General features: G+C 71.7%; 18 protein-coding genes. 6 read left to right on the top strand and 12 right to left on the bottom strand.

Features of this window, described 5'->3' with window-relative positions:
- Positions 1–2: 2 nt before the first annotated feature.
- The 3 genes from ABZS58_RS35800 to ABZS58_RS35790 all read right to left on the bottom strand — a co-directional run bounded on the left by ABZS58_RS35800 (position 3) and on the right by ABZS58_RS35790 (position 2,162).
- On the bottom strand, positions 3–539 hold the full coding sequence (locus ABZS58_RS35800; RefSeq protein ID WP_354787700.1) for a GAF domain-containing protein: 537 nt from the start codon (positions 537–539) through the stop codon (positions 3–5).
- A 319-nt stretch (positions 540–858) separates the two neighbouring features.
- Positions 859–1,299 carry an epoxide hydrolase N-terminal domain-containing protein gene (locus ABZS58_RS35795; RefSeq protein WP_354787699.1) on the bottom strand — a complete coding sequence of 147 codons (441 nt, stop codon included), beginning with the start codon at positions 1,297–1,299 and terminating at the stop codon, positions 859–861.
- 128 nt (positions 1,300–1,427) lie between these two features.
- Positions 1,428–2,162, bottom strand: coding sequence for an SDR family oxidoreductase (locus tag ABZS58_RS35790; protein ID WP_354787698.1), 735 nt, complete (start codon positions 2,160–2,162; stop codon positions 1,428–1,430).
- Positions 2,163–2,255: 93 nt separating this feature from the next.
- Between ABZS58_RS35790 and ABZS58_RS35785 the strand changes: the two genes are divergently transcribed.
- On the top strand, positions 2,256–3,137 hold the full coding sequence (locus ABZS58_RS35785) for a LysR family transcriptional regulator (RefSeq protein ID WP_354787697.1): 882 nt from the start codon (positions 2,256–2,258) through the stop codon (positions 3,135–3,137).
- 73 nt (positions 3,138–3,210) lie between these two features.
- Here ABZS58_RS35785 and ABZS58_RS35780 read toward each other — a convergent pair whose 3' ends face one another.
- Together ABZS58_RS35780 and ABZS58_RS35775 are read right to left on the bottom strand one after the other, a co-directional pair.
- The gene (locus ABZS58_RS35780) at positions 3,211–3,558 is read right to left on the bottom strand and encodes a hypothetical protein (protein ID WP_354787696.1); all 348 of its coding nucleotides are present in this window, start codon (positions 3,556–3,558) and stop codon (positions 3,211–3,213) included.
- 220 nt (positions 3,559–3,778) lie between these two features.
- Positions 3,779–6,076 carry a LuxR C-terminal-related transcriptional regulator gene (locus tag ABZS58_RS35775; RefSeq protein ID WP_354787695.1) on the bottom strand — a complete coding sequence of 766 codons (2,298 nt, stop codon included), beginning with the start codon at positions 6,074–6,076 and terminating at the stop codon, positions 3,779–3,781.
- A gap of 453 nt (positions 6,077–6,529) precedes the next feature.
- Between ABZS58_RS35775 and ABZS58_RS35770 the strand changes: the two genes are divergently transcribed.
- Positions 6,530–8,014, top strand: coding sequence for a GAF domain-containing protein (locus ABZS58_RS35770; RefSeq protein WP_354787694.1), 1,485 nt, complete (start codon positions 6,530–6,532; stop codon positions 8,012–8,014).
- 69 nt (positions 8,015–8,083) lie between these two features.
- On the opposite strand, the gene ABZS58_RS35765 is transcribed toward ABZS58_RS35770, so the two are convergent.
- The 4 genes from ABZS58_RS35765 to ABZS58_RS35750 form a co-directional block, all read right to left on the bottom strand.
- Positions 8,084–9,331: an AI-2E family transporter gene (locus tag ABZS58_RS35765; RefSeq protein WP_354787693.1), complete on the bottom strand. Its 1,248-nt coding sequence runs from the start codon at positions 9,329–9,331 to the stop codon at positions 8,084–8,086.
- A 272-nt stretch (positions 9,332–9,603) separates the two neighbouring features.
- Positions 9,604–11,148 carry a bifunctional diguanylate cyclase/phosphodiesterase gene (locus ABZS58_RS35760; protein WP_354787692.1) on the bottom strand — a complete coding sequence of 515 codons (1,545 nt, stop codon included), beginning with the start codon at positions 11,146–11,148 and terminating at the stop codon, positions 9,604–9,606.
- A gap of 531 nt (positions 11,149–11,679) precedes the next feature.
- A complete protein-coding gene (locus ABZS58_RS35755; RefSeq protein WP_354787691.1) occupies positions 11,680–12,489 on the bottom strand; it encodes an SAM-dependent methyltransferase in 810 nt (269 codons plus the stop codon).
- 88 nt (positions 12,490–12,577) lie between these two features.
- Positions 12,578–14,062, bottom strand: a complete 1,485-nt coding sequence (locus ABZS58_RS35750) for a TOMM precursor leader peptide-binding protein (protein WP_354787690.1) — start codon at positions 14,060–14,062, stop codon at positions 12,578–12,580.
- A gap of 4 nt (positions 14,063–14,066) precedes the next feature.
- Between ABZS58_RS35750 and ABZS58_RS35745 the strand changes: the two genes are divergently transcribed.
- From ABZS58_RS35745 to ABZS58_RS35730, 4 genes are read left to right on the top strand one after another with little or no spacing between them, the layout of a single operon-like run.
- Entirely contained in the window at positions 14,067–16,400 is a 2,334-nt protein-coding gene (locus tag ABZS58_RS35745) for a lantibiotic dehydratase (protein ID WP_354787689.1), read from the top strand.
- Positions 16,397–17,341 carry a lantibiotic dehydratase C-terminal domain-containing protein gene (locus tag ABZS58_RS35740; protein WP_354787688.1) on the top strand — a complete coding sequence of 315 codons (945 nt, stop codon included), beginning with the start codon at positions 16,397–16,399 and terminating at the stop codon, positions 17,339–17,341. The genes ABZS58_RS35745 and ABZS58_RS35740 overlap by 4 nt, the downstream gene beginning before the upstream one ends.
- On the top strand, positions 17,338–19,848 hold the full coding sequence (locus tag ABZS58_RS35735; protein ID WP_354787687.1) for a thiopeptide maturation pyridine synthase: 2,511 nt from the start codon (positions 17,338–17,340) through the stop codon (positions 19,846–19,848). The genes ABZS58_RS35740 and ABZS58_RS35735 overlap by 4 nt, the downstream gene beginning before the upstream one ends.
- The gene (locus ABZS58_RS35730) at positions 19,839–20,168 is read left to right on the top strand and encodes a hypothetical protein (protein WP_354787686.1); all 330 of its coding nucleotides are present in this window, start codon (positions 19,839–19,841) and stop codon (positions 20,166–20,168) included. The genes ABZS58_RS35735 and ABZS58_RS35730 overlap by 10 nt, the downstream gene beginning before the upstream one ends.
- Before the next feature lie 13 nt (positions 20,169–20,181).
- Here ABZS58_RS35730 and ABZS58_RS35725 read toward each other — a convergent pair whose 3' ends face one another.
- From ABZS58_RS35725 to ABZS58_RS35715, 3 genes are read right to left on the bottom strand one after another with little or no spacing between them, the layout of a single operon-like run.
- Entirely contained in the window at positions 20,182–21,132 is a 951-nt protein-coding gene (locus tag ABZS58_RS35725) for a class I mannose-6-phosphate isomerase (protein ID WP_354787685.1), read from the bottom strand.
- Complete coding sequence (locus tag ABZS58_RS35720; RefSeq protein WP_354787684.1) at positions 21,129–22,325, bottom strand: ADP-dependent glucokinase/phosphofructokinase; 1,197 nt, start codon at positions 22,323–22,325, stop codon at positions 21,129–21,131. The genes ABZS58_RS35725 and ABZS58_RS35720 overlap by 4 nt, the downstream gene beginning before the upstream one ends.
- Position 22,326: 1 nt before the next feature.
- Positions 22,327–23,190, bottom strand: a complete 864-nt coding sequence (locus ABZS58_RS35715) for a ketose-bisphosphate aldolase (protein WP_354787683.1) — start codon at positions 23,188–23,190, stop codon at positions 22,327–22,329.
- Positions 23,191–23,212 lie beyond the last annotated feature (22 nt).

The raw sequence follows: 23,212 nt of genomic DNA, 5'->3' as shown, positions 1-23,212 counted from the left end.
CGCTATGCCGGCGTGCCCGTCGCCCCCGAGCTCACCGGCCTGCTCGGCCGCCGCGTGGTGTCTGCCGGCGTCATCAGGCGTGTCAGCGCTGCGCCAGCCGCCTCGGCCAGTGACTGGAGTCGGGCCAGTTCCTCATCGGTGACATGGTGTGGCTGGATCCAGTAGGCGCCGATCGCCCCGAGCGGATCGTCGACGCGCATCGGGACGATGACGAGGCTCTTCACGAACGTCGGCCGGTACGCCTCCTGCGGGACCCGCTCGTCGACCTGGATGTCCGGCACGATGGCCGGCTGACGATTGAGGATCGCCCACCCGCTGATGCACTGCTGCACAGGAAATCGCTGGCCCTTCCACAGCGGGCTCACCGTGTCCTCATCAGCGTAGAAACAATACCCGTCGTCCAGCAGCACCACGGTGGACCCGTGAGCGTTGGCCAAACGCCTGGCGGTGCCACGGATGATCTGTTGACACTGCTCCAGGTCCTGTACCAGGGCCAGGTCGCTAACAGCGGTGTACAGCAGCTCGGATGCGCCCCTCATTGAATATCCGTCCCATCACAATGTGCACACCTAGTGGGACGACCCTGCGTACGACACGCGTCCCTTCCGAGGAGCTCGTCTGACCTCACCATTCGGTTCAAACGTCCGACGTTCCGACGTCGCTGACAACGTTCGGTGACCGTGTGGAGCCGGCGGCCTCCACAGCGCATCAGGTGAACCGGGTGGCCGGGTCGGGCCGTCTCGAGTTCCATGGATACGGCCAGGTTGTCCCGCCCTTCGCGAGATGTTCTCATCCTTTCCGGATGGTCTTTACCGGGTCCTCCGCTGCGAGTGAGGCGCTGCCGTCCCGAGGGCGCCTCTACGGACGGTACGGCCGGAAGAACTCACGCAGTTCCTCCGCGTACACCTGTGGCTGCTCCAGCGGGGCGAAGTGTCCACCGCTCGCGTGCTCGGTCACCCGCACGGTGTGGGCGACCCGGTCGAGCCAGGCCCGGGGTGGACGCACCAGGTCAGCGGGGAACAACGAGAAGCCGGACGGCACCTCCACGCGGCGGGCGTGCTGTTGCGGCGGGATGGCGCCGTTGGCGCGGTACATCCGCATCGCTGAGCCGATGGTGCCGGTGAGCCAATAGATGGTGAGGTTGGTGAGGATTTCGTCGCGGGTGAAGGCGCGTTCGACGTCGGTGCCCTGTGACCATCCGGCGTCCTCGGGGGCGTCCGGCCATCGCGTTGCCCTGAGCCGCGCGCGAAGGTCTTCGAGGTCGGCGGGCGCAGTGTTCGTGGTGAACGGCGCGATCATGATCGGTACGCTACGGGATGATCGGACCGCCACGGACAAATCCACAGCAGGCCACAGGAATCGTGAGGCACCGGTGTGGCCGTCGTCCTGCGCTATGTGGCTGGCATACCCGCCCGGCGGCAGCCGAGCTACCAGGGGATGGGGCCTTCGTCATTGAAGAAGGCGCCGGTCGGGCCGTCGTCGGGCAGCGTCGCCAGCCGGATCGGGGTGGCGGCCGCCTCCTGGGCGGGACGGCCGTAGAAGCCGGTGAAGTCGGTCGCCACCAGGCCTGGGCAGGCGGCGTTGATGAGGATGCCGGTGCCGGCGAACTGCCGCGCGTAGTGCACGGTGACGGCGTTGAGGTAGGACTTCGTCGGCGAATATGCCGCCATGATCGGGCCGACTTCGACGGCGGGGTCCGACTGCCAGGTCATCGACCCCACGCTGCTGGAGATGTTGACGATGCGCGGCGACGCCGAGCGCCGCAGCAGCGGGAGCATCGCGTTGGTCACCCTGATCACGCCGTACACGTTGGTGTCCACGACCTCGCGGACGACGTCGAGGTCGAGCGTCGTCGGGTCCTGCACCCATCCCGGGCCCGTCGGCCCCGAGATGCCGGCGTTGTTGACCAGGACGTCCAGCTGTCCGCTCCGCCGTTCGATCAGGTCCGCGGCCTCGGTGACGCTGCGCTCGCCGGTGACATCGAGCGGCACCGCGTACGCGTCGATCCCGGCGGCGTGCAGCAGCTTCACCGCGGCCTCGCCACGGGCGTCGTCACGTGACCCGACTGCGATGCGGTAGCCGCGTGCGCCCAGTCCCGCCGCGATCTCGAATCCGAGCCCCTTGTTCGCGCCGGTCACCAGCGCCGTCTTCGTGTCATTCATGACGCCCAGCCTGGCGCGGTCACCGGTGGTGTCGTTACACCGTTTGAGTACGCTGTGATACCCGGCCGGTATCAGCGACGTATCGTCGAACCCGTGGACCCGCTAGAGCTCCGCGAGCTCAGGTATTTCGTGACCGTCGCCGAGGAACTGCACTTCAGCCGGGCGGCGGAGCGGCTCGGTATGGCCCAGCCGCCGCTGTCCAGGGCGATCCAGCAGCTCGAACGTCGCCTGGGCGTGACCCTGCTCGACCGTGACCGTCGCGGCGTCGCGCTCACCCGCGCGGGCCAGGTCCTCTTCGACGAGGCGCAGGTGATCATCGCCGCCACTGCGGCGGCGGCCCGCCGCACCCAGCGCGCCGCGTCCCCCACCTCCCGGCTGACCCTCGCCACGAAGGCCAGCACGAACCACGAACTGCTGCGCGGACTCCTCGACGCGAACGCCGCCGAACCCGGCGCGGCGGAGATCGAGGTGCTGCTGTGCGGCATGGGGGAGCAGGCGCGGATGCTGCGCGACGGTCGCGCCGACGTGGCCCTCATGCAGCGGCCCTTCGACGTCCTGGCCGGGTTCGACACCGAAGACCTGCTGACCGAACAGCAGGTCGCGATCCTGCCCTCCGGGCACCCGCTCGCCGGGCGGACGTCGCTGACGACGGCCGACGTCAGCGACCTGCCGGACCTGCCGATCGCTCGCTGGCCCCGCCATGACGGCACCTACGAGCCCGGACCGGGCCCGGAGATCCACGATCTGGCGCAACTGGCGCAGCTGATCGCCCTCGGCCGCACAACGGCGGTGCTGTGCGCCTCCTCGAGGTCCTGGCTGTGGAATGCGCACACCGCCGTCACCCTGATCGACGCACCACACGTCACCACCGTGCTCGCGTGGCCCTCGCACAGCCGCTCCAAGGCCGTCGCCGGACTCGCCCGCATGGCAAGCCGGCTGGGACGATCCGCCGCAGCGCCGCCCTTGAGGCCATGATCACTGCTGCGTGACGACGACCGCCCCATCACGGTCACGCAGACCGCCCGCCCGCTGCGAGCGGGCAGCCCGGTCATCGCGCACGGCGGCCGGCGACGTTCCGCAACGCACGCGTGGCCCGGCGCGGAGGCCGCTGCCGGCTGCGGTGCCAGGCCGTGGCACCGATGATCGCCGCAGCGAGGACGAGCACCCCCACGCCGGCGCCGGCCCAGCGACCTGGCCGCTGCTGCACCGATTCCCGCACTTGCGATACCTGTTGCCGGCCGTTTCGTGCCGCGGTCGCGGCATACCGCACCGCCTCGCCCGCCCGGGTCTTCACGTCGCTCTGCCCGGTGAATGGCCGCGCTGCTCCGTCGAGATCCTCGCGCGTGGCAGCGAACCGGGCGTGCAGTTCATCGACCCGGCTGTCCGTTGTCGTCATCGACTTACCTCCCCGCACCACGGTGGTGCATGCCCTATGGTTACAGGGCGTGACGCCATCGAGCCGCACTTTCCGGCGTTCTCGACCTGAACTTCAGCACCTCGCCGGCGGACATACCCATCGCCGTCGCGACCGTGGGGAGTTTGCTGAGGCCGGGGATGCCGAGATGGAGGATGAGCCGGTGGTAGGCCGTCAGCGGGCCGGTGTTCGCCGGCCGCCGTTACAGCAGTCCGAGTTCATGGCCCTTGCGTATGGCGTCGCGGCGGCGGCGGACATCGAGTTTGCGGTAGATGGCCGTCAGGTGGGATTTGACGGTGTTGCCGGACAGATAGAGTTCGGCGGCGATTTCGGTAACGGTCATGAACCCGGGGAGCAGTCGGAGGACCGCGAGTTCTGCGGGCGTCAGGGCAGTCGGTGTGAGCTGCCGCAGGCCTGCCGCGTTCGGTGGTGGTGCGGAAACCGGAGCAGTGGCGGGGACGGCTGCGGAAGGTTGATGCAGATGGCGGGTCAGGAACGGGTGCCGGAGATGCTCGGGAGCGGCGAGAGCGGTCGCCTGCTGGATCAGCTGGCCGGCGGTGGTGTGTGTGCCGGCACGTGCCGCGTGACCGGCCAGCACGAGCAGCGCCTCGACCTGGTGATACAGGGGTAGCGCGGGGGCGTGCAGCAACGGGCGCAGGAGATCCTCGACGCGGTCTGGGAGGGGGCGGGCCGCCCGCAGTTTCGCCGTGGTGATGGCGGCGGCGGCCGGGTTGAGGGCCGCGACATGCTCGTTGTCGGTGGCCCAGCGCCGCTCCGCGTCGGCGGTGTGCCCGATCGCGAGCAGCAGGTCGATGCGCAACGTCCGGGCGGCGTACCGCGGCACGAGCAGGGTGTCGGCGTCGTCGGCGATGAGCTGCTCCACGCCGGCGAGGGCGGCGTCATCCTGGTGCCGCTGATGCAGCACCAGGGCATGGTGCAGCCGTTCGGCGGCCAGCAGCGCTGGGTCGGACTGCCACAGCTCGACGGCGAGGGTGTCGAGGTGGCGGGTGGCTACGTCGAGGTGACCTTGCTGGACCGCGGTTCCAGCGAGGATCAGCAACGCCCAGCCCTCGTCGTGCGAGCCGGTGATGCCGTGCCGGCGGACGTGGGCACGGGCGGCGGTCGCGTGGCCGGCCGCCTGGCGGAGCCGTCCGTCGAGGTAGTCGATGACGGCGTGGTAGCGCAGCGCGGCGCCGCCGGCAGGGTCGGCGCCGGCGGCAGCGAGGTAGTGCGTCAGCGACGCCTGGGCTGCCGTGGAGTCGCCGCGTTCCAGCGCCTGCTGGAGTCGGCAGAGGTAGCTGCCGACGTTGATGTCCGGGTCTGTGGCGGGGAGCGGCCGCGGCGGTGAGGTGGCGAATCGGCGATCGGGTGAGGCTTGGCCACGGGATCGGTTGATGTGCAGATCGAAGGCCGCGGCGAGATCGGCGTCGCGGCGCAGTCCGGACCAGGGCTGCGATATCGCCGCTGTGACGATGGCCCGGCCGTGCTCGGCCCGGATCGCTGTCTCGTGCGTCCGGCTTATCGCGATGGCGAGGTCGCGGTCGCGGCCGGCCAGGGCGTGCCGCAGGGCCTCGGCCGGCTGGTCGTGGGTGCGGTACCAGGCGGCGGCGGTCCGGTGCAGATCCCGTGCCCGGATCGGATCGTCGCGGGTCAGTGTGGCGTACAGGCTGCTGCGCCACAGACGGCGGTACTGGAACCAGCCCGATTCGGCGTGCACCGGGACGGCGAACATCGCCTCGCGGGCAAGGCCGACGAGGACCGCGTCGATGTCGTCGCGGCCGGTCAGCGCTTCGAAGAGTTCCGGGTTCACCGACTCGACGACGCTGCCGTCACGGACCGCTTCGCGCCAGTGCCCCGGGAAGCTGCGCAGGACATCGTTGTGCAGGTACTCCTCGAGGTTCGCGCCGGTGCGCAGCAGCCGGTCGATCACCGGCTCGGGGTCGTACGGGTGGTCGGCGAGCTCGTCGGTGGCGAGCGCGAGACCGACGGCCCAGCCGCCGGTGATCGCATACAGCCGCCGGCTGACAGCGGACGATACGGACAGGCCGCGGCGGGCGCACAGTTCGGCGGTCTCAAGATCGGTGAACACCAGGTGCGTGACGTCGAGGACCGCGCGGACCGCGGGCATGCCAGGCTGCGTCTCGGCTGGGCCGCACCGGCCGACGAGGATGATCCGCAGCAGTCCGGGGTCTGCGGTGAGGCCGTGGATCTGTTGGCTGAAGGTGGTGTCGGTGACGGTCTCGGTGCCGTCCAGCACTACGATCGCCGGCGCCGAATCGGCAGGGCCTTGAACGGCGCGCAGTGTCGAGCGGAGCTCGTCGACGGTGGCCGCGCCGACGGGCCACCAGGGCGCGGGCAGCTGGCTCGCGCGCCACCACCGTTGCTGGTCGCAGCGGGCGAGGTCGATGTAGACGATGCTGCGCTCCGCAGCGGTCGCCGTGATCCAGTCCAGTATCACGGTGGTCTTGCCGGATCCGGCAGGAGCGTAGACTGTCCCCACTGGTTGATTGCCGACGGCGAACTCGTTGAGGATATTCTGCAGCCGCACCCGCGGCAGTAGTCCTGGCGGCGGGAGCGGGGCCGCATCACCGCTCGTCAGCCGCGCCGGCACCGCGAACCAACCGGGCAGTTCCGGCCGCAGGCCCCGGCGTCGCACGGCAGGACAACCGCGTGGACCGGCCGGGCTCGCAACGACATATCGATATCCACCCCACGGTTGACCATGCGGCCGCGGTAACAGCAGTTACAGAAGCCTCGACATCAGTGCATCGACGATGCCCGACATCGCCACGGGTGTCCACTCTGTTGCAGACTGTGAGCACTCAGTGTGGACCACCCACGAACGTTGCGCTACACGACGGTGCTCACCGGTTGTTACACCTTCCGGATGTCGGGTATGCCCCCTCATACTCCCGACGACGGCGAGGTTGAACGGCGGGAAGGAAGGACCACAATGACTGAGCGGTGGTCCCTTCCGCCAACGATCGACTCGGTCCGGTCGGCCGCCAGAGTCCGAGACCGCGACCGGCTCCAGGCCGTCGTGGCGACCGGTCTGAGCAGTGCGCCGCACCGCCGGTTCGACATGATCGCCGAGCAGGTCCGTGCCAAGCTCCGCGCGCCGGTCGCGCTGGTGGTGCTCGTCGAGGCGGATCGTCAGCTCTTCCCTGGCGCGGCCGGTCTCCCCGAGCAGTGGCAACGCAGCCGCCAGACACCGCTGACGCACTCGTTCTGCCAGTACGTCGTCGGCACCAACGACCGTCTGGTCGTGCGCGACGCCCGCTGCCACCCGCTGCTGCACACCAACGACGCAATCCGCGACCTGGGTGTCGTCGCCTACGCCGGTGCCCCGCTCACCTCCAGCGACGGGCAGGTCCTGGGCGCACTGTGCGTCATCGACGACCAGCCCAGAGACTGGACCTCGGCGGAGCTCGCCGATCTCGATGCACTGGCCACCGACTGCAGCGCGGCCCTGCACGCGCTCACCCATGCCGCGTCGACGCACCGCCCAGCACCACTGCCGAACGAGCATCTCGACATCCACGGCTGCGGCAGCGACACCGGGCAGGACGTCGAGGCACGCGACGGGCTGTGGTCAACCGCGGGCCTGCCCAGCGGCCTGGTCTTCGACGGCCGGCCGCCGCTACGGACCACGGCCACCTTCCTGGTCAGCTCCGCCCGGCTGCACGGCGAGCCCGTCGCCGTCGGCATCCGCCTCGTCGACACCACCGCGGCACGCCGCAGCCTGCGCCACCACATCGACGTGGCCAGGGCGTTCGATCGTCACCGGCCGCCCGTCGTCGTCGGTGCGTATCGCTGGAGCGACGACGACCGCGTCCTCATCCTCACCCGCGCCATCGGAGACCCCCTCCACGACGGGCCGGACACCGTCGGTGACCTCGACGTCGAGCAGGTCCGCCGGATCATCCACACCGCCGCGCTGCTGTCCACCTGGCGACCGCCCGGTGATGCGATGCAACTCTGGCACGTCGACTACGAGCGCAGCATCACCGCCCACCACCGCGCCGGGCACCTCACCGACGACGACGCCCGCCACACCCTCGCCCTACTGGAACGATGCGGCGACATCCGCACCTTCGCCCACGGCAACCTCGTGCCACACAACATCCAGCAGCTGCCCTCCGGCCGGCTCGGCCTGCTCGACTTCGGCGCCGCCGGCATGTACCTCACTGGCCTCGACCTCGCCACCCTGTACCTCACCAACGCCCACAACCTCGAAGCACGACGCGAACTCCGCCACCGCGTCACCGACACCGACATCCTGGAACCCTTCACCGTCAACCTGATGCTCGCCACCGCACGAATGGCCTCCCATCACCACCCAACCGCCCCCAGCCCAGTCCTCGCCCACCGCCGCAACGCCCTCATCCGCGGCCGCCGCACCGCCCGGAAGCTGCTCACCACGCTCACCGGCGCATGAGAGCCTCCCAGCGTGCGGCGCCTTCGAGCCGGTGAGCCTGGCCCAGTGCGTCGTCCGTGTGGCCCTGGTTCACGTGCGGTCAAGGACGGGAAAGACGGTTTCGCGGAGCACGATGTCGATCGCGGCGGCCGCCGGGATGGCGATCAGCGCGCCGAGCAGGCCGAAGGCCGCACCACCGACGAGGACGGCGACGATGGTAGCGGTCGCGGGGACGTCGACAGCGCGTCCGATGACGCGGGGGACGATGAGGTAGTCCTCCAGCAGCCGGTACAGGAGGTAGAAGGCGGCTGTGGCGATCGCCACCGGCAGTGACACGGTCAGGGCGATCAACGACACGATGACCCCGGCGATGCTCGAGCCGACGACCGGGACCAGGTCGAGGATGGCCACCATCAGCCCGAGGACGATCGGGTAGGGCACACCGAAGACGAACAGCCAGACGCAGGTGCCGAACCCGGCGATCACGCTGGTGAACAGGTTCCCCAGCACATACCGGCCCACCTTGGCGCCGATCTCGTCCCCGATCAGGATGACCCGGGGGCGCCGTGACGCCGGAGTGAGCCGGTAGATCAGCCGCCGGATGCGGGGCAGGTCGGCCAGGAGGTACACGGCCAGGACCAGCACCGTGACCGTCGAAGCGGTCGCGCTCAGCACCAGCTCACCGGCGCCGAGCAGTCCCGAGGTCAGCGCGCCGTGAGAGGCGCTGATCGCAGTGCTCACTTGACGCTCGATGTGGAACTGGGCATCGAGCCGGCCCAACGCGGTGCTGTGGTCATGAATCTGCCTGACATACGTCGGCACCTGCCGGCTGAACGCCTCGATCTGGCTCACCAACGGCGGTATCGCGACCGCGAGGAACCCGCCGATCCCGCCCAGGACGGCGAACGCCACGATCACCACCGCCCCGGCCCGCGGCATCCCGGTGCGCAGCAGCCGATGGACCAGCGGCTCGAACCCGATCGCCAGGAACAACGCCAGCCCGATCAGCACCAGCACCGGACTGGCGGCGAGCAGGAACTGCACCAACGCGTAGGTCACCGCGACCCCGGCGGCCCCGAGCAGGCCCATCATGAACGGTGATCGGCGGCTGACCGGCCGGCCGGGCGTGCCCAGGACCTGACGGTCGCTGACCAGCGTTTCCGCCTCCGCGTGCGCATCAGCGACCACCTCGTCGGCCTCGGCCTCCGTGCCGGTGCCCATGGCCTCGGGCGGCAACGGATCACGAACGCTCCGGTCACGGTCCTCCACCGCGGAACACTCCTGTCCGAACAACGTACAACCACACGTCCGGCCTGCTCGACCTGCGTGGTCCGGCACAGATCGGCTCGGCCGGTTCGCCGCCCGAGCCCGTTCGCAGCTCGGCTGCTCGCAGACGCCGGTGGACGGGGTGCTTCTCAGCTACCCCCAGCCGGCACCGCCAACCGTCACCACCCAGGTCCACGCCGTCTTTCATGTGGCGCTGGGCAGCGCATGGCCGCCCTGCACCGGCGTGTGCCGGCGTGTGCCGGGCCACCTCAGCGGCTGCCGGTCGTCGAGGTGGCGGTTGTCCCTCCGGCTGGTAGGCGGGCGCGGGCTGTGGTGGTCGCGGTCTACGACGGTGGGGGAGGTGGCCGGTTTCCGGGGTTGAAGAGTTGGTCGGCTGCTTCGCCGGTCATGGGGTGGGCGAGGTAGTCGCCGCGGGCGGTGTCGCAGCCGAGGTCGTTGAGGGCTTCGAGCTGGTCGCGTCTGTGGACGTCGGTGGCGGTGACGGTACGAGCGAGGTCGTGGAACATTTCGATGAGCCAGGCGAGCGTGGTCGTGCTCGACATGTACGTCGGTAGGTAGACGTCGATGCCGTTGAGGAGGCGCGGGTCGAGCACGACGGTGCTGATCGGGGATTCAGCGAGGTGGGCTGGGCCGCCGGTGTTGTTGACGGCGATGTGGATGCCGGTGCGGGCCAGTCCGTCGAGGATGAAGGCGATGCCGTCGCTGGGGTCGCGCAGGGCGTCCTGCGCGACGGCGAGTTGCAGCCGGCTCGGAGGCAGGCCGCTGGTGTCGAGTGCCGCGGTGACGGTGGTGACGATGTTCGGGTCGCGGAGGTGGGTGGTGGGGCAGTCGATGCTGAGCATCGGTGGTTGCGGGGTGGACTGCCACGTCGCGGCTCGGGCGCAGGCCGCGTGCAGGAGGTGGGTGCTGAGCGGGATCAGGATGCCGATGCGTTCGGCGAGGCCGAGGAATTCGTCGGCGGGCACGGACCCGATGGTGGGGTGGTTCCAGCGTGGCAGTGCGTGTATGCCGGTGATGGTGTTGTCGCGCAGGCGGATGATCGGCTGGTAGGCGAGGGTGACTTCGCCGCCCCTTATGGCATCTGGCAGGGCATGGGTGAGCTGGTGGCGGCGGATGTCGAGCGCTTCGCGGGCCGGCTCGAACAGGGCCCAGGATGTCGCGGGGTTGTCGTGCCGGGCCCAGGTCAACGCCATCGCTGCCGCGCGGATCAGGTCTCCTGAGCTGTTCTCGCCGGCGGTGCGCTCGACGATGCCGGCCTTCGCGGTGATCGCAAGGGTGTGTCCGCGGATCAGTAGTGGGTGCCGGAGCAGCCGCAGTGCCGCGTCGGCGGCTTTCACGGCGTCGTCCGGTCCGGTGGTGTCCTCGGCGACGAGGACGAAGGTGTCGCCGCCGAGATGGGCGAGGTAGTAGTCGCGGTCGGTGGCCAGGCCCCGGAGTTGTCGTGCCGAGTCCTGGAGGAGCTGGTCCGCGGTGGCGGTGCCGTAGGTGTCGTTGATCGCGCTGAACCGTTGGAGGTTGACCAGGCACAAGCCGATGCGCGTGGCCGGTTTCCTGGCGATGACGGTGTCGAGGTAGGTGGCGAGCGCCGACCGGTTCGGCAGGCCGGTCAGTGGGTCGTGCAGCAACGCGCGCCGGACCTGGTGCTGCAACTGTTGCTGGTGGGTGCGCCAGGCCTCGCGTTCGTCCCGGTTGATGCCCTCGACCGCTTTGCGGACATGGTCGCGCAGCGTGGTGGTGAATCCGAGCGCGAACTGTTCGATCAGCTCGGTGAGCCGGGCCTCGGGTGTCTGTCCGGTGATCCGGAGGTCGGTCAGGAGCCGCTGGCGCAGGACGCGCATGCTCGCTGCCACGACCTGCGGATCGGACATGGCGTTACGGACAAGGTCTCCACCGACCCGGAAGCCGACCTGCGGATCGGCCGTAGGGCTGATCAATGCGGTGAGCACCTGCCGGGTCAAGGCCCGGAGCACCTCGATGCGTCGTGCCCGGCCGCCGGACACGAAGGTCGTCCTGGGAAGACCGCGCTCCCAAGCCTCCGCGAACGCGGCAACCCGATCGTCGGCTGCCGGCGAGGCGAGCTCTGGTCCGGATCCCGGCGGCAGGTCGGCCCAAGCGCTGGGCTGGGGCTCCGTCACAGGTCGCGGTGCTCGCGGCGTGACCTCCGGCGAGGACTGCGGCCGGATCGGCATCGCGACGACGCAGCGCGCTGATGCCTGGCCACGGCCCGTGCTACGCCGGTGCCTGCGATATCCATGGTCGACTGCGGCAAAAGTGTGCCCTTCCATTCCGCGGCGGATCGGCAGTCGGCGAGGGCCTCCGTCTCGCATTCTCGACCCCGGCGGCCATCGCGCACCAGACCCGTCCGCCGAACGGGTGAGCGGGAGGGCAGCCGCCGCACGTCAGACGGTGACGGCCCTGCGGGCCACGCCACCGACCGCCGAACGCTGCGGAGCATCTTCGGCGTCCTCGGGATCCGGATGCCAGTCACTGATCGGCACCAGGCCGGGATCCAGCATCTGCCACCCGGCGAACAGGTCAGCCACCTGGGACGGGGTGCGCACGTGCAGGGATGTCGGGGTGCGCTGGTACAGCCGTCGCACGTTCTCCTGTCCCGCCGCGTCGACGGCCGGCACCGCGTGTGAAAACGCGATGCAGCTACCGGTCACGGTGGCGTCGGCGAACTGCCGCAGGACATCGGCCGGGTTGTCGGTGTCACCGATGAAATGCAGTACCGCCACCATCAGCACCCCGACCGGTTCGGAGAGGTCGAGCAGGTCTGCCACCTCGGGGTGGGTGAGGATGTCCTGCGGCCGGCGCAGATCGCCCTGGATCGCGGTGGCATACCGGTTGCCGGTCAGGATCCGCCGGCTGTGCGCGACGGCGATCGGGTCGATGTCGACATAGACGACTCTCGCGTCCGCGGCGGCGTGCTGCGCCACCTCGTGGACGTTGCCCAGCGTCGGGATCCCCGAGCCGATGTCCAGGAACTGCCGGATCCCGGTGCCGGCCAGCCGCCGCACCGTCCGGCCCAGGAAGGCGCGGTTGTCGTGCGCGAGCTGGGTGACACCGGGCCAGGCGCGTTCGGCGTCCTCGGCGAACCTGCGGTCGACCTCGAAATTGTGGAACCCGCCGAGCGCGTAGTCGTAGACCCGCGCCGCGTTCGGTGTGGTGATGTCAACCCCGTCAGGCACCCACTCCGGCAACACCACTGAACCCCTCTCCGGCCACCGTCAAGCCACCAGCCTGGCACAACCGTACGAGATCGGCGGTCCGCCGGGAACGGGCCAGCGCTGCTCGTCAAGATTCCGGTCGACGGTACATGAGGAGCGCCCGCACGACGGTGAGGCCCGTGCGGCCGATGTCCACCGGGGTGATGTCGGCGAACCAGGCGTCCCGGTGCTGTTCGCGCAACCACCGCTCGACGGCCGGGAGCAGGGCGCCGGTGTCGAGCACCGGCTGCGGCCAGCCGTCGCCGGCGAGCTGCCGCGGGCCGAGCAGTGACAACAACGCCTGTGTCGCGGCCGCCGCGAGGTCGTCACCCCACCCCACGGCCGGCGTCGACCGTGGGGCCCGCGCCACCACGACGGGGATCGCCGCGTCGGCCGGCACCGACAGCCGGACGGGCAACCCGGCCCGCGCGGCGGTGCGCACCAGGATTTCCAGGGTGTCCGGCCGGCTCGCGCCCGCGTACAGCGCCACCGGCTCGACGGGACGGCCGGGCCCGGTTCGTGCCGCGTCGTCCGCGAGGACGTGGCACAGCCCGGCGGTGACCGCATCCGCGAGGCCGGCGCCGACCCCGACTCCTGCCCTGGACGGGCCCTCGGGCGCGGTGTTCCGGCTACCGGTGAACGGCGTCCGGGCGGGTGTCCACCGCAGTGGCCGGTCGGGCAGGACCGCTTCGGCGTAGCGGGCCACCGCCGCCCGGACGGCGGCGTCCCGGGCCGCGTCCACTGTGGACGGGTCGTAGGCGACGACCGTCTGTGCGGGGTGTGCCAGGCGGACGGCACCGACCCGCAGCGGCAGTTGCGCCGCCGCGTCGTCGGTGAACCCGGCCAGGACCCCGACGTGCGGCGCGACGAGATCCGCCGCTGTCGCGTCGTCGGTGAACCCGGCCAGGCCACCGGGATGGTCGCAGCCGGGGTGCGGCAGCAGCCGCTCCCGGTGGGTCTCGCAGGTGGCGAGGTCGAGGACCAGGACCGCCGGGGAGGGCCGGTGCGGCCGGCCGGCCCTGACGGTCGCCAGGACCTCGGCGCCGAGCAGCGTCCCCGCGATCGCGGCACGCGCGACGTCCGGCGCGGCCGGGGCCGCGGCGCCGGGGTCACGGTTCGCGAGCAGCCGCCGCCGCGTACAGGCCGGACAGGGGCCGGCATCGGCACCGGCGGCGGGGCCGATGACCACGACGCCGTCGCCGACGAAGGCCGGGATCGTCACCTCGCCGGGGTCCTCGTGAGGACCCCCGATCGGCTCGACCGTGACGACCGCTGTGTACCCGTGGCCGGCGGTCTGCCCCGATACGAACCTGAGCGTGGCCGGGCAGCCCGTCGCAGCTTCGGCTTCGAGAGCGGCGCGGTCGCTGCCGGGCAGGTCTGCCGCGATGTCGATCGCCGGCATCCCCGAGCGCAGCAACGTCCGAGCGGCCGCGGCCACGATGGGCGCCGCCGCGGGCCACCGGCTCCTCAGCAGGACCCGGCTGCGGCCCGGGTCCTCGGGCGGCGAGGCCCGGTCGTCCTGTGCCGCGTCGCGGGCGCAGTCGTGGCGCAGCAGCAGGGCGACGAGCTGCACCAGCGTGCGCTGCTCCTCGGCCGGAAGCCCGGCGCAGAGCCCACGGATCCGCGGTGCCCTGCCCGCACCCCTGCTCTGCCGGATCGATGCCTGGCACGCGGACCGGGCCGCCCGCCTCGGCGCGGAAGCCGACCTCGATCCGCTCCTCGGCGTCGAGGCCGGCGAGGTCGCCACCCGCATCCGGGACGCGGCCGGCCGCCCGGAGTTCCGCCGGGCGTTGGCGCAGGCGAGTCCCGACCTGTCGGCCGCGTTGCGGCGCTGGCTCCGTGACGGTCACCGGCCCCGCACCCGGGCCATCGGCGGACTGGTCGCGTTCCTCGGCCGGGCCGCCGCGAAGACCAGCCCGTACAGCTCGTTCGCCCGGATCGGCCTGGCCCGCTTCGACGACGACGCTCCGCCGGCCGGCGCCGATGCGGTGCCGGCATCGTCGGTGCTGGAGTTCGACCGGGTGCTCGTCGCGCGGCTGGTCCGGGCGTTGTCGGCCCGTCCCGAGCTGGCGGCGACGCTGGTACTGCGGGTCAACCCCAGCCTGCACCGGGCCGGCGAGGTGCTCCGCTTCCTGGGGACGGGCGAAACGATCGTCACCATGGGCGCCGCGCCCGCCGTGCTGGCCTGTCTCGACGTCGTGCGCGACCGGCAGGCCACCACCGCCGACGTGGTGCGGCACCTCGCGGCCGCCGGGACAGCGCAGGCCGGGAAGGTCGGCGTCTTCGTCGACCGGCTCGTCGCCGTGGGCCTGCTGGAGGCCCGTCCGCCGGCACAGGTCGAAGGCGCGGAGCCGCTCGGCGCCCTGGCCGACTGGCTCGACGCGACAGGTGCCGACGTGCGACCGCTGCGCGAACTGGACCGGCTGATGAGCGTCCCGTCGCCGCTCGGGGGCGACACCGAGCTCGCCGCGCACCGCGAACGGCTCGCCACCGCCGTGGCGCACACCGTGCGGCTCGGCCGCGAGTTCGCCGTGCCGGACTGGCCGGACGCCGACCGGCTCGACCGGTTCGCCTGCCATGAACACGTCGTGGAGACCGCGGCGCCGGCCCGCCTGGAGTCCCGCGTGTGGCGGCCGGTGCTGGACGACCTCGACGTCGTCCGGCGCTGGCTCGGGCTGCACGACCCGATGCTGCCGACCCGCCTCGCCCTCGCAGACCGCTGGACGCCGTGGTTCGGATCCGCCCCCGACGTCGCGTTCCTGGACCTGCACGAGCGTGTCCAGCGGGAGCTCGCCGGGCAGACCCCTCTCGCCGCGTACCTGCGCGGCGACTACACGGTCGGCGCCGCGGAACTGGCGACGAGCCCGGTCGAGCGGCACACACGGCTGCACGCCCTGCTCACCGAGTCGATCGCGGCGCTCACCGGACCGCTGTGGGTGGACCCCGAGGTTGTGCGGCGGTTGACAGAGACCTGGCCGGCCTGGGTGACCGCGCCGGCCTCGATCACCTGCTACGGCCAGGCCGTCCCCGGTGCCGGCGGGCCCGGCCTGGCGGTCAACGTCATCACCGGCGGCCATGGCCGCGGCCGCGGCCGGTGGGCGCACCTCGCCGGGCGCGCGAGCGGCGCGCCGATCGCGGCCTCGCCGATCGCGGACCAGCCCGACGGGCCGATCGTCGCGGAACTGGCCGGGCTGTTCGGGTCGGCACTCAACCTTCATGTCGCCCTGTCGGCCCACGAGATCTCGTACCCGGGCGCGGAGGACACCCGCCCGCCGCGGCACCGGATCGCCCTCGGCGCGCTGCGGGTCCGCCCGGACCCGGAGAACGGGCTGCCGCAGCTCTTCGACGCCGGCACCGGCCGCCAGGTGATCCCCGTCCACGCGGGCATGATGGCCGACCTCCTGCTGCCGCCCGCCGCGCGGTTGCTGCTCGCCGCGTTCGGCCCGGCATACCTCGTCCACCCGGCCTGGCCGGTGCTCGGCCCGCTGCTGGACCCGGCGACGGTCACCGCGCCGACGCTCCTGCCCCGGGTCGAGGTCGGACGGGTCGTGCTGCAGCGGGCCCGCTGGCTGGTGCCCGCCGCCGCGGTGCCCCGGCAACGTCCCGGCGACACCGCCGCCCGCCACCTGCGACGGCTGCTGGGCTGGCAACGCGACACCGGCATCCCCCGCGCCTCCTACGTGCGGCTGTGGGACCCGGAGCAGGCCTGGGGTCAGCGGGCGTTCACGAAGGCCCGCAAGCCGGTGTACGTCGACCTCGCCAACTGGTACGCCGTGCAGAACCTCGACCGGCTCCTCGCGGACTGGTCCGGCCTGGTCACCTTCGAGGAGGCCCTGCCGGCCCCGCAGGACGCCGCCGAGCGGGTCACCGAGCTCATGTTCGAACTGACCGCGGCGGGGGGTACCGGGTGAGCGGACACGACTGGCTCAGCATCCACCTGTTCCAGCGCGGCGACCTGGACCCGCTGCTCGTCGACCTCGTGCCCGCCCTGCTCGACGAGCTGCGTGAGGAGAAGCTCGCCGAGGAGGTGTTCTTCCTGCGGTACTGGGAGGGCGGCAACCACCTGCGGCTGCGCGTCCGACCGGCGCCCGGCGCGTCGCGTCGACGGCTCGCGGCCCGCCTCGGCAGCCGGTGCCGCGACCATCTCGGCGGCCGTCCGCTCACCGGCGAGGACACCCAGGCCGCATACGCGCACCGGGCCGCGCTCGCCGCCCGGTGGGAGGGCCGCTCCGGCTACGCACGCCGGTTGCGGCCGGAGAACACGGCCCACTTCGTGCCCTACCGCCGCGAACCCGAACGCTACGGCACGGGCGCCGCGATGGACGCCGTCGAGCGGCACTTCGTCGAGTCCAGCCTGCTCGCGCTGCGGGTGCTGCCCAGGACGCCGCCGGCCCAGCGCGTGACGGTCGCCCTCTGCGCGATCCTGACCACCTGGCTGGTCTGCCAACCGGATCCGGCGACCCTGGCACCGTTGCTGCGGATCATGCCCGGCCCGGTCCCCGCGCCCGACGACGCTTTCGCGCGGCAACACGACCGCCTCATGGCGATCACCGGTCAGGTGCGGCAGGTCATCGCCGCCACCGGCACCCTTCCGCCGGAGCATGTGCTCGGCGGCTGGGCCACCTCGGTGACCCGGCTGCGCGACGGCCTCACCGCGGAGCTGCACGCCGGCCGGTTCACGCCGCCCGCCCGCGGCTGGGAGGGCACCGGCGCGGCCGGCAACGGTGTGCTGCCGGTCCTCGACATCTGCGCGCATCTGTTCTGCAACCGGCTCGGACTCACGGTCGGACAGGAGGCGTACGTGCGGGACATGGCCGTGCGGGCGGTGCATGAGCTGGAGGTGCCCCGGTGACCGGGTGGCAGAGCGTGCACATCCACTACCACGACGACCCGCGTGACCTGCTGCTCGACGCCGTGCAGCCGCTCCTCGCCCAGGTCGCGCCGCACGCCGACGCCTACTTCATGCCGCACTGGCGGCAGGGCCCGCACCTGCGGCTGCACGTCCGCGCACCCGCCGACGTGTTCCGTGACGTCGTCTCCCCGCTGGTCCACGACCGCATCGGCGGCTACCTGCGCGACAACCCGTCCCGGACGGTCCTGGACCCGGCCGCGGCGCTGGACAGCCACCGGCGCCTGGCCGAGCTGGAGCAGGACCCCGGTCCGCTCCTGCCCTGGCCGGCGAACAACACCGTCCTGCACGCCCGCCACGACCGGCGGCTGCACATGCTCGGCAGCGTGGCGGCCGCCGACCTGCTCGCGGAGTTCCACCTGCGGACCACCGGCCTCGCTTTCGACGTGCTGCGGTTGCGCCGCGAGGGCCGCCAGCTCCCCGCGGTCGCGTTCGACCTGCTGATCGCCACCGCCGAGGCGCTCTGCGGGGCGGACCTCAGCTGGAGCTTCGTGTCGTTCCGGTCCCACGCCGAGGCGTTCCTGTCGACCTGGCCCGAGGGCGGCGGGCTGCGCCCCGCCTGGGACGGCTACTTCGCGGCGAACGCCGACCGGCTCACCGCACGCGCCGAGGCGGTCGCCGCCGCCGTCCACCACGACGACGGCGACGCCCTCGTCCAACGCTGGGTCCGCACCGTCACACCGTTCCGCGACCGGGCGGGCGCCCTCGTCGACGCCGGCATGATCGCACTGGACCCGCCACCGGAGGCGCGCGCCGAACACGCGGCGCTGAGCGCGCAGCTCGGCCAGGCCAGCGCGTTCCACGCGGCGACCGCGGACAGTCCCGAGTTCGAGGCGCACGTGCGGGACACCGTCTGGTTCGCCCAGCACCGCCTGATGCTCAACTACCTGTATCTGTTCCTGACCCGGGTGGGCCTGACCCCGTCGGAACGCTTCCTGCTGTGCCACGTGGCGGCGAACACCGCCGAACGCCTGCACGGCGTGTCCGCGGTCGACACGGCACGGCGCAGCCCCACCGGTGCCTCGATGGGCCGTCTCGTCCCCGGGCTGCGGCCCCTGGACGACTCGGACGAGGGACCGGCACAGCTCTCCGAACGCCTCGCTCTCCGCCTCGGCGTGCACGGGGTCACCCGCGAGGACGGCCGGCACCACCTGGTGAGCTGGCCCCGGGCGGAGCCGCTCGGCGTCCTCGACGGCCAGCGGGCCGTGCTGTGGCGACTGTCCGCGGGCGGCTGCGATCCGTCGGTACTGGCCGAGATCGCCGCCGACCATGCCTCAGCCGCGCCGGTGGACGGGCTCGTCGACCGGCTGCGTGAGCGGGGCTGGCTGGCCGTCACGGTCCTGCACGGCGGCGTCGCCCAGTACACGGTGATCCCCAAAGGCAACTGGTGGCCACTGCCGCCGGTGGAACGGTCCGAGCCGCCGGCCCTGTCCAGGTTCGCGGTGATGCGGCGCGACCACAACGGCCTGCAGCTCACCTCGCCCCGCTCACCGGTCGTGGTCCGCATCCACGCACCGCGGATCGCCGCGCTCCTCGCGGGCCCGCTCACCGCGGATTCGCCGTTGAGCGCCCGGCTCGCCGCCGACCTCGACCGGGCGGGGCTGCTCGCCGGCACCGAGTCCTTTGCAGAGGCCCAGTGGAGCCCGCACGAGCTGTGGTTCCACGACAGCAGCCGCCAGTCGTACGAGCGCGCGGGATCGACCCGGTTCTCCCACTTCGGCGCGACCCTGTGGGCCAAGGACCGGTTCCCGCCCGTGCCCGGCCGGCCGGCGCCGATGAGCACCCGCACCGTCGCGCTGGTGCGTCCCGACCTGGCCCGGCTGCACGAGACCGACCCGACGCTCACCGGTGTCCTTGAGGGGCGCCGTTCGATCCGCGCATACGACGAGTCGTCGCCGGTCACCGTCGATGAGCTCGGCGAGCTGCTGTTCCGCTGCGCCCGGGTGCGCTCCACCGACGACAGCCAGGGATGGGACACGTCGGACCGCCCGTATCCGGCCGGTGGCGCCGTCCACGAACTGGAGCTGTACCTCGTGGTCCGCTCGGCGGCCGGACTGGAGCCCGGCATGTACCACTACGACGCCTTCGATCACCGGCTCGAGGCGCTCGACGCCGCCGAACCGCCACGCCGGCGGCTCCTGCAGGCCGCCGCCCGCGCCATGGGCGCCGAGCAGCCGCCTCAGGTGCTGATCGTCATCGCCGCCCGCTTCGGCCGGCTGATGTGGAAGTACGAGTCGATGGCCCTTGCCCTGACCCTGAAACACGTCGGCGTGCTCACTTCCACGCTGTACTCGGTCGCGACCGCCATGCGGCTGGCCCCGTGCGCCGTCGAAGCGGGCGACACCGATGCGTTCGCACAGGCCACCGGCCACGACCGCCTGACCGAGTCGAGCGTCGGCGAGTTCTGCCTGGGCTCGGCGCCGAAGCCCGAGGAGCCACCGTGTACCTGATGATCGTCGCCTGGGACCTCGCCCGCTCCGAGCAGACGACCACGTCGCTGCGCGACTACCTGCGTGGTTACGCCGTGGACGCGTTCACCGGCCTTCCCGGCATGCTGGGCAAGTTCTGGTTCTCCAACGAGCCCCGCCAGATCTGGGGTGCCGTGTACCTGTGGTCCGCACTGGCCCACGCCGACCCGGCGCGGCTGCCGAGCCGGGCGGTCGAACTCATCGGCTACGAGCCCACGTCGGTCAGTGTCTTCGCGTTGGAGGCCGTGGCGGCGGGCGCTGACTGGTCCAAGCTCCTCGACGGCGGTGTCGTGCACGCCTGAGGGGCTGCGGCGGTCAGGCGGCCGCCGAGAGGTGGATCGCCTCGACCTGGCCGTCCAGCAGGACCGGACCGGCGGCGTACGGCACCAGCAGCGTGTCCCCTCGCCGGAGCGACAGGTCGTCCTTCTCGCCGATCAGCCTGCCCTCTCCGGCCACGACGACGAGCACGCCGCAGCCACGTTCCAGACGGTCGCCGCCGCGCAGGCGGCGGGCGGCGAAGAACTCGTCCGCGGCCTCGGGCAGCAGCCGCGCCGGTGTGCCGCGGAGCTCGTCGAGGCGCGACGGCGTCCAGGCGCCGCGGTCGACGCACTGCAGGGCCAGGTCGTAGCCGAGGCCCAGGTGGCCGTCGGCGAGGCCGAAACCTTCGTGCTCCAGCAGCACGGAGAAGTCGGTGGGCTCCTGGACCTCGACCAGCAGGATGCCGTCGCCGATCGCGTGGGGCAGACCGGCCGGGCAGAGGATCGCGTCGCCGGCCGCGACCGGGACCTGGTTGGTGGCGGCGAGCATCGCCTCGGTCTGCTGCCCGTGCACCCAGCCGGCCAGTTCGGCGGCCGCCACGTCACGGGCAAAACCCAGATGGACGTACGCGTCGGGCCGCGCGGAGACGATCACCCAGGCTTCGGTCTTGCCGTACGGCGAGGCGAGGTGCGCGGTGGCGAAGCGGCGGTCCGGGTGCACGTGCAACGGCAGCCGCTGGCCGGCGTCGAGCAGCTTCACCAGCACGCCGGTGTCGACGCGGTCCGGGCCGAGCCACCAGCGGGGGTCCGCGTCGATCGCCTCGGCCAGCACGCGGCCGTCGGCCAGGGTGGACAACCCGGACGGGGCGAGCCCGAACCGGCTGGTCACCGAGCCCACCCAGTCCTCGGGGCGGTCGGGCAGCGCCGGCACGTTGCGGAACCCGGCGATCCGGCCGGCGCCGCGGTAGAACGTCTCGGGCTGGTTGGCGGGCAGTACCTCGACGGTCATGGGTGTCCCTTCAGAGCCAGCTCGGTGAGGAAGCCGCCGACGAACGTGTCGCCGAGCCCGACGGTGGTGGGGTTCTGGACGTCGAGCGCGAAGCCGGGGACACAGTCGACGTTCCCGCCCATGCGCGAGCGCAGCGCCGCCGCGAAGGCGACGGACTCGGGCCGTCGCGGCAGCCGGCGCAGGCGCTCGACGTCCTCGCCGGTGAAGTCGTCGCCGTGGCAGTAGCGGGTGGCGGCCATGACGGTGCCGGTGTCGAGGGCATCGGCGTAGGCGCCCGCGCCGAGCGACACGGCCCAGTACTTCGTGTGCAGCACCAGCGTCGGCACCGGGATGAGCGCGTGCACCGCCGTGAGCGCGTCCGCGACGTCCTCGGCCGAGAGCAGGTCGACCGGGCGCCCGAGGTACGACTGGAGCTCGTCCTCGTTCATCCCGTACACGTCGATCTCGTCGAGCAGGGCGTCCCGGACCCGGCGGCTGAAAGCGGGCTCGTGGTACGCCGCGTCCTCGAAGTAGGTCACCGCCCCGGGCGGCAGCCGCCGCATGTGTTCCTTGAGGGCGGTGAGCCGCTCGTCGAGCTCCGCTTCGTCGAGCATGGCGTTGAGCCCGGAGATCAGGAAGACGTCCGCGTCGGCCAGCCGGTCGCCGAGGTCGTCGGTGAGCAGCATGGCGCCGTTCGCCGGGTCGTTGACGTAGATCAGGCGGTTCGGGAACGGCGCGGTGATGTCGATGTCGCCGGCCCGGACCCGCAGGCCCTTGCCGTACTGCACGATCAGGTGCGGATAGAAGGTGTCCCCGGTGCCGCTGTTGGTGTGCTCGCTGTCCGCCGGCAGCAGCCGCCGGAAGGTGTCGTTGACGCTGACCAGGTGCAGCGTCGACGGCACGCCGAGCCGGCTCATCAGGATCCCGGCCCGCACGGAGGTGCCGCCGAGGGTCTCGCGATGCGGGAACCGGTTCGCGAAGGCCGAAAGCGCCGGGGCGGAGGCGACGAAGTGCTCGCCGCCTCCGCCCCGGGCCACGTACCCGAGGATCGACACCACGAGGTCCCGCTCACTGGTCACCCTGGCCGGCGACGTCAGTTCCGCGGCGCCGATGCCGTGCTCGGCGACAAGCTGTTCCAGGACACCGGCGGTCAGCTGCAACTCGTAGTCGACGCAACCGCCGAGGCCCAGGACTACACGGGACGCGTCGGCCATGTCAGTAGAGCGAGCCCTTGCCGGCGGCGCCGAACAGCTCGATCTTCTGGGCGGCGACCACCTTCATGGCCTCGATGCAGGCGGGCTGGATGGAGTTCGGCTCGCGCACCTTCGGGTCGTTGCCCAGCACCTCGCGCATCTTGTTGTGGTAGGCGACCTTGATGTCGGTGGAGATGTTGATTTTGTTGATGCCGATCCGCGCGGCCTCGCGGATCTCGTCGTCCGGGTTGCCGGAGCCGCCGTGCAGCACCAGCGGGATCTGCACCCGGCTCTTGATCTCCTTGAGCAGGTCGAGCTTCAGCTCCGGCTTGAGGTGGGCCGGGTAGAAGCCGTGGAACGTGCCGATCGCCACGGCGAGGCTGTCCACGCCGGTCTGCTCGATGAACGTGACGGCGTCGTCGGGGTCGGTGTAGATGATCTCGGCGGCACCGGCCTCGGCGTAGCTGTCGTTGCCGCCGATGGTGCCGAGCTCACCCTCCACGGACACGCCGAGGACGTGCGCGGAGTCGGTGACCTTCTTGGTGATCGCGATGTTCTCCTCGAACGGCTTCAGCGAGCCGTCGATCATCACGGAGGTGAAGCCGTACTGGACCGCCTGCAGGATCTGCTCGTAGGTGGCGCCGTGGTCCCAGTGGATCGCGATCGGGACGCTCGAGTTGTGCGAACGTTCGACGATGCCGGCGATCATCTCGCGGCCGATGTGCCGAACCTCGTCCGGGTGGATCCCGACGATCAGCGGGGCGTTCGTCTCCTCGCTGATCTCCACGATCCCCTTGAACATCGCCCAGTCGCTGATGTTGAAGGCGGGCACGGCGAAGCTGTGCTCGTTTGCGACATCCAGGATCGCCTTGCCGGTCGTCAGCATTTCTGTATTTCTCCTTTGGGTT

This window comes from Dactylosporangium sp. NPDC005555 (genome assembly GCF_040605635.1).
GTDB lineage: Bacteria > Actinomycetota > Actinomycetes > Mycobacteriales > Micromonosporaceae > Dactylosporangium.
This window is presented reverse-complemented; position numbering and strand designations above follow the sequence as displayed.